This is a genomic window from Vibrio sp. TRT 1302 (assembly GCF_050113875.1).
Lineage (GTDB): Bacteria > Pseudomonadota > Gammaproteobacteria > Enterobacterales > Vibrionaceae > Vibrio.
The window spans coordinates 1-1,347 of the sequence record NZ_JBNJOF010000046.1; the positions used below are offsets into that span (position 1 = coordinate 1).

Here is a 1,347-nt window from a genome sequence, read left to right on the forward strand (position 1 = left end):
CTGAAAGAAGAAATTCAGATCACCGATAAACTGGTTCAAGACTATAAAACGCTCCTAGAAAACGCACCCAGTGGCGACAACATTGACCCCGCTGAGATGCAGCAACATGCGCTAAAGAAAAAGGCGTGGCTTGAGCAGTGCGTCTATGCAGGGGCCATCAATGTAAATACGCCCAAGACCACCGCAGCAGGCACCGCGACTCAGTCTGCGGAACCACCAAAAACACAGAACTACATCGCAAGCAAAATCACTGAACTTGAGAAACGCCGCGCGTTAGTGAACATTTATGTCCCATACTTCTCTGAGCCATCCACCATCACCGTGCGCGATAAAGTTCTCGCCACGATCGAGAAAGAGCTCGCCTACTGGCAGGATTTAGCGAATAAACCCGTTGTACCAGAGTCTTCCAACAAACAAAGTGTTGATCTTACCAAGATGAACCACAAAGCGCTTGAGCGTGCGCCCGCGAAAAGGCATGTGCTAGAAGCCTGGCTTGTGAGTGAGAATCGACTTGTTTACCTGCGAGCGGATTTCGTTGAGCGTGCCAAAAACAACTGGAAACAAAATACCGTTAATGCCGAAGTCACTCGAGCCTTAGAAGCGAGGGACTGGCAAGGACTAAAGCAAGCCTTTATCCAAGATATTAAAAAAGGCATTCGCGATGATATCGAGACAGGTAAGCTAGAGGCTGTCTTTGCCAACTGGAAAGCGGACGGCTGGAAAGCCCATGAATGGAAAGCGACTCAAAAGCTGCATGATGAAAATGGCGAAGCTATTTTTGCCAGTTCTCAAGAGGCGCAACTACTGCGCTTTGCTGCCCAAGCCAGCGTCAAAAGTACGATTGAACCATCCGAAGGCAAAATAGATATTGGCATTGGTGCGGAGGCCAGTTTCGCTCTGGCTGAAGGCGCGGTTGGGCTTCACCGTTATTTTCCTTATGAAAGTGGCTATGCGCTGGAACTGAGTTATGTTGATGCTAACAAACAGCGCGCCGTTTATCCATTTGGCCACTTTAGAGCCAAAGTTAGCTTAATGCTCAGCTGTTTTGTTGGCGCGATGACCAGCGGGCGCTTAGAACTCAGCAATCAACCCAACAACAACCCCGGCCACCAGATATTGCTCTCTCCAAGCGTTAGTATGGGTACCAATGCTTCTGGCGGTGTCGGCGTGAAAGGCGATATCTTTGGTGGTGCTCAAGTTGGTGGTCAGGTTGAAGGGGGGCTAGAGTGGAAAGCGCCGCCAGATAACAAACTGGATAAGGTGTTTGATTTTGCCACCCTCGCCAAGGTGGGTGCCAACGGCAATGTGGCTATTGGAGCAGGTGCTGGATGGGATTTTCAGCTGAGT

Annotated in this window: 1 pseudogene; it reads left to right on the plus strand. The window is 49.9% G+C overall.

The annotated features are described in order from the left end of the window. Positions 1 to 1,347 (plus strand): annotated as a pseudogene (locus ACQEXP_RS21190) (LysM peptidoglycan-binding domain-containing protein); the annotation flags it as partial.